Origin of the sequence: Duganella sp. Root198D2 (assembly GCF_001428585.1) — a bacterium.
GTDB lineage: Bacteria > Pseudomonadota > Gammaproteobacteria > Burkholderiales > Burkholderiaceae_D > Rugamonas.
Window position 1 is genome coordinate 1 of record NZ_LMIC01000010.1, and the last position, 5,506, is coordinate 5,506.

Below are 5,506 nucleotides of genomic sequence, written 5' to 3' on the forward strand. Positions count from 1 at the left end.
GGCAGGCGTATTGCGGGCGGATATGGCGATGCACGAAGAAACGTGCTGGTTCCACATCGAGCTGCTCACTGATGTCCTCACCGATCTTGACCAGGTCACGACCGCAGGCCTCGCATTGGCAGGACTCCGGTTCGTGGCGATGCTCGATGCGCGGCAATTCGGCTGGCAATGGTTGACGACCGGCCTGGTTGCGCGGCGTGGACTTTCGCTTGCCCTGCAGTTCTTCCAGTTCAGCTTCCAGTGCCGCCAGGTCGCTAGCCAAAGCCTCGCCAAACAACTCAAGCTGCTCCCCGCTGTATGCTTCGCTGGCCTTGCCAAATTTGATGCGCTTCATGTACGCCAGTTCCAGCGTCAACGCCTGGATCTTCACGTCTTTGGATTTTCCCGCCGCGAGCATTTCATTCTTTTGAACCTGCAAGGCCTGCAGCTGAACATCCTGCTCAGCAAGCCGCGCGCCAGTTTCGGCGAGCTGCCCGCGCTGCTGCGCAATTTGCTCATCTTTCTGAGCCAGCATTGCCTTAAGCTGCGCAAGCAGCGCAGGGTCGGCATTGTTACGGGCTAGTTGTTCGAGCAAATCCATGCAGCGATGTTAACAGAACGGATTGCCGGTTAACAGGTCTTGCTCACAATTTCCATGCSGCCGGAGGCGACGCCGACARGCGCTGCCAATCCACACCCGCCACCAACCACTGCCATTGTTCACCGGTCAATTCCCACGCTGTGTCACCGGCTTGCGGCCAGACGAACTGGCCGCGATGCAGGCGGCGCACGCACATCCACACGCCATTACCATCCCAGCACACCACCTTCAAGCGCGTTTGCCGGCGGTTGCTGAACACGTATGCCGTTCCATCGCAGGGTGCCTTGCCCAATGCTTGCTGCACATACAGCGACAGGCGGTCAATGCCGGCACGGATGTCGACGGGCTGCGTCGCCAGCCAGACCGAATTTGCCTGCAGCTGCATTACAGGCTGCGCAGCAGCTCGRCCACCCAGCCCGCCGGCGTGCCWGACCGAATTTGCCTGCAGCTGCATTACAGGCTGCGCAGCAGCTCGRCCACCCAGCCCGCCGGCGTGCCTGCAGGTACTTCGATGGACCAGCCTTGCGGGCCGCGCACTTGCAATGCTGGCGCACCAGGCGCTTGCTTGACCACCACCGGCATCACCGAAGCTTGCGGCGCCTCACTGCTTATACGGCGAACCCAATACCCCACTTGGCGCACCGGGTAACCTTCCKCCAGCGCGAATGCTCGCTGCGACATACCGCTCTTGCGCCAGCGCGCTACTCGCTCCCGCCACAGCAATTCCCGTTCAGTGTTTGACATCCCCATCTCCAAAGTAAAAATCAGAGTATGGCTTTGCAAATCACGCTTTCACAGGTGGAACGACTGCACGCTTACNCCGCTCTTGCGCCAGCGCGCTACTCGCTCCCGCCACAGCAATTCCCGTTCAGTGTTTGACATCCCCATCTCCAAAGTAAAAATCAGAGTATGGCTTTGCAAATCACGCTTTCACAGGTGGAACGACTGCACGCTTACGCTGCCAAGGCGTTGACTTTACCGCCAAAGGCCACCGCACACACTTGTCGCGTGAACCTAAGGCCACCTCGAATAACTCATTTTTGACGATTTGAGGTGGTACGCAATCCGGGTGATGACGGATTTCGGTGGTCATATCGGTCGAGCAGGTGATGTGAGAGACATGGCGTGACATGGCGATCTGAGGGCGGTTCAGAGCGCTGTGGAGCGCTTAGAACGGTACTAGCCCGCCTTCCTTCAGAAACACCAGGCGTTTGAGGTTATAGCTTGCCGCCTTGAGATGCAAAGCGAAGGTGACGCGGACGATGCCCATGCAGCGCACCAGCTTGCCGCCCATTTGCGCCAGCGCGCCAAAGACATGTTCGACGCGGGCGCGCGGCGTGGCGATGTGGCGATTGCGCTTCTTTTGTGCCTCAAAGATGCCCTTGGTGGCGCTGCCCTTGCGTTGGATGTGGACACGCCAGCCGGCTTGCTTCAGCGTCGCTTCCCGCTCGTTGGTCGGGTAACCCCGATCGGCATAGACGTCGCGGCTGGTGTTGGTGCGATCCAGCAGCGACTCGAATACCGTGGTGTCGGCCACGGCGGCGTGCGTGATGGACATTTTGCGCAGCAGCTTGTAACGCTTGTCCACGCTGGCGTGCAGCTTGTAGCCGAAGTGGCTCTTGCCGTGCTTCTTGGTCCAGCGGGCATCGACATCCTTCTGCGCGCGCTTGTGCGGCTTCCAGGTCAGCGGCATGGCGCCCTCTTTGACGGTGTCGGCTTCCTCGCGCTTGTTACGTTGGACCGGCGCCTGTACCAATGAGGCATCAATGATTTGGCCGCAGCGTGCCATATAGCCATGCTTGTGCAGCTGTTGTTGAACTTGTTCGAACACGAGGCTACCCGCACCGGCTTGGGCCAGGCGGTCACGAAACAGCCAGATGGTCTTGGCGTCGGGGATGCTGCTGCTTTCGGTGAGGTCCAGAAATTGCAGGAAACTGCGGCGGTCGAGCAACTGGTATTCGAGCGCGTCGTCAGCCAGGTTGTAGAGCTGCTGAAGCACCAGGATCTTTACCATCAGCAGCGTTGAATATGGTGGGCGGCCGCCTTTGACGCGCGATGGGCGTGGTGCGGCAGCATCGATACTGGCGGCCGCGCCTCGAAATCCACATGCTTGGTTAAACCGACCAGCGGATCGCCGATCTTTGATCGCCGATCTTCGCGCTCATGTTCTGCAAACAGGCTGATCCGAGGCTTCATCATCGCGGGTACTCGCTGGACATGCTCGATGGCAGAATTTTACCGAGGCGGGCCAGCGAGCGGTAGGTTTTTAGAGGTCGCCTCAACAGAGTTTGAATTTTCAATTGTAATACCTGTGTATCCATCAGCCAGATAGGTGATCTATTCTCCACGTCTGAAGAAATAGTCTGACATAGTTTTTAGATATTCACGAACGCGCTGCTTATCATCCGAAAAGTCCTGAACCATACTGTACTTCCCCTTCTTGCTTACGACAAAAGCCCATTTAATACCGAGCGTATTATTTTCTGGCACACATATCTTCTCGCTTCTAAAGAACATCCAGCAATGATCGCCTTCGAGATACTCAGTCTTAAGAGTTTCCTCGGGACTTTCACAATACGCTTTCAGAGACAGGTATGCATTTTTTTGCGCAATAGCCCTAGCCTGCGTCAGCGAAATTTTTTCTAAATTTTCCATTATTAAGGGTTTCCAAGAATTACGGGAACATCCGGGCGCAGTGTGACAATCTTCTCCATTTGTGTATCAATAAAATAAACCCTTCCATTTCGATTCACTACATTTATCACATGATGAACCGAACCTGGCTGCTCGATAATTAATGGACGTGTAGCACCGTTCCCTGCGGCGAGCATTTCTGCTATTACTGAAGCTGGTGTAGTTGTCGCGCCAAAACCAAACGGCGCTGATGGAAGTAAATCATTGCGATTTCCATATTTCGTTTTCTCAGCAACAGCACCTTCACCAACTCCAGATAGTCGTTTGTGAGCTGCATTAGCGCACGATATACAATTAGTATTGATCCCCGGCCCAGCATTTTCTACATAATGCGGATTTACGCCTACCAACTCGGGAAATTCATTGGCCATGGGACGAATGTTACTGTAGATGTTGTCCACGGCGCTACCGAACCCGTCGAAACTTTCGCCCAGCCTGCTTTGATTCACCAACTTATAGTCAGCTGAACCATAACCGCTCCCGCCAATTTGTCCATATTTACCCTTTCCTGTAGCCATTTCGGTAAGGTCAGCCGCCCTCTCTGCGCCGAAGATCGCGCGCTCACTAGACAACGGGTACATCGATTTGGGCTGCAGAGTAATGTCAAGCCCACCTTCGGTCTTAATGCCAACAGTCTCTGACAACCACGATGGCGAGCCTACCTCTGCGGCACCGGCCCCGACAACTCTTCCTGCGCTTGCGCCTCCTGTAAAGACTCGGGTTTCGGCAGCGACAGGTACAAGTGCCCATAATGATCCACCAAGTTGTTCAGAGTCTTTTCGGTAAAGCGCAAAGATCGTTGAAACGCCAGGCGCCGAGTCCACCATGCCGGTCGTATAGTGCCCAACAGTCCCAAGTGCACCTTTCATCACTACAGATCGCACGAAATCACTCTTAGGAATATATGGCGTTTCGATGCCCATCGCATCAACGCTAGAGCCAAGAGCCAGCTCTTTGGAGATGCCCACTACATCCATGGCAAGGTTCCCTGGTCCGGTTACGATCCCTTTCCCCATTTCATAACCCGTTACGGCAAAGCCCTTCATCGCCTTTCCAACAGGATTGAATGTGAAGAATCCTTCAGCCTCTCCAAGGCTTCTTACTTCACCAGGGGTCTTGTTCGCCATCCGTATGAGTTCAGCAACTTTTTCGTCATTCTCCTTCGACAGCGCCAGATACTTCTTGTTGATGGCAGTCGCTTCCGCAAACGTGCATTTGCCATGGTTTCGTTGGGCGCAGAGCGCAAACTCTTTGTCCTTCTCGTCCATCTGTTTTCGGCTCAGGTTGTTATTCTCTACAGCATTCGTGGCGACCTGAGCCCCGACTGCGCTATCGAGAACGCTACCGCCAGCCGCTCCGGACACCAACGCACCAATTGCGCTAGACAAAGCGCTAATGTTGTTCGCTTGCTCTTGCGTAAGCTTGTCACGTTGCAGCACACCATTGGCATCAAACGCCTGCGGGTACAGTTCTTTCGTCAAGACTTGGGCAGCCAGTTCGCCACCACCGCCAGCTAATGCGCCACCAACTGCACTGGAGTTGTTGGCAACTGCCAGCGCTGCGCCAAGCACTGCGTGGCTCAGGTCCTGCAACGTTTGGTTCTCGTTGCCCTTCGTCTTGAAGTAATCGCCAATCTCGGCGGCGAGATATGGCGCCGCTGCATTTGCTGCAATCTGCGTGCCGCCCTGCCCTGCGACCGAGCCAACCAGGATGCCGGTGACAACATTCAGTGCGCGGCTCTTCTCGCCGCCTACACCCCACTCAGTCTGAACCAGTTTGGCGTCCGCAATTGTCTTGGTTGCTTCTGCCCTCTGCTGATCCGTGCTGTTCGAATTATTCAGTGTCTTTTGCGCCTCTACTTCTGCCTTGCGCGCTTCAGCCGCAATATCGCTTGCCACTTGTTTGGTGGTTGCGATCACCGTACCAGCGGCGGCCGACATTGCTTGCTGATCTTTCAGGAGCTTTTGTAAATCAGGCAGCTTGTCGAGTGCAGTGTTAGCCTTGCTTGCATCAGTGTTGATGCCAAGGTCCTTCACGGAGTTTCTCGCTACACCGCTGATGCTGATCTTGCCGTCGGTAATAGTGGCGTAGGTGATGGAACTGTCGCTGCCCTTCTCCACCATCGGCAGGCCAGGCGTCATGTTGCCACTCTTCGGGGTACCGTATAGCTGCGACTGGCTCAGCGACTTGGTGTTGCCATCCGCGTCCTTCGCGCCATATTCGCTGTCGCCG

5 protein-coding genes and 1 pseudogene are annotated in these 5,506 nt (G+C 55.6%); all 6 read right to left on the reverse strand.

The annotated features are described in order from the left end of the window. Positions 1 to 580: IS66 family transposase zinc-finger binding domain-containing protein (locus tag ASE26_RS31995; RefSeq protein WP_200960808.1), on the reverse strand; the 580-nt coding region annotated here is incomplete at its 3' end. A gap of 43 nt (positions 581 to 623) precedes the next feature. After that, positions 624 to 965 carry an IS66 family insertion sequence element accessory protein TnpB gene (gene tnpB, locus ASE26_RS11030; protein WP_057246279.1) on the reverse strand — a complete coding sequence of 114 codons (342 nt, stop codon included), beginning with the start codon at positions 963 to 965 and terminating at the stop codon, positions 624 to 626. Positions 966 to 1,033: 68 nt separating this feature from the next. Next, positions 1,034 to 1,324 carry a hypothetical protein gene (locus tag ASE26_RS11035; RefSeq protein WP_055933637.1) on the reverse strand — a complete coding sequence of 97 codons (291 nt, stop codon included), beginning with the start codon at positions 1,322 to 1,324 and terminating at the stop codon, positions 1,034 to 1,036. A 424-nt stretch (positions 1,325 to 1,748) separates the two neighbouring features. Continuing rightward, positions 1,749 to 2,776: pseudogene (locus ASE26_RS11040) on the reverse strand (IS5 family transposase). 141 nt (positions 2,777 to 2,917) lie between these two features. Beyond that, on the reverse strand, positions 2,918 to 3,235 hold the full coding sequence (locus ASE26_RS11045; RefSeq protein WP_055933685.1) for a hypothetical protein: 318 nt from the start codon (positions 3,233 to 3,235) through the stop codon (positions 2,918 to 2,920). 2 nt (positions 3,236 to 3,237) lie between these two features. After that, positions 3,238 to 5,506, reverse strand: a 2,269-nt coding sequence (locus tag ASE26_RS11050) for a VENN motif pre-toxin domain-containing protein (protein ID WP_200960809.1), incomplete at its 5' end; no start/stop codon positions are given.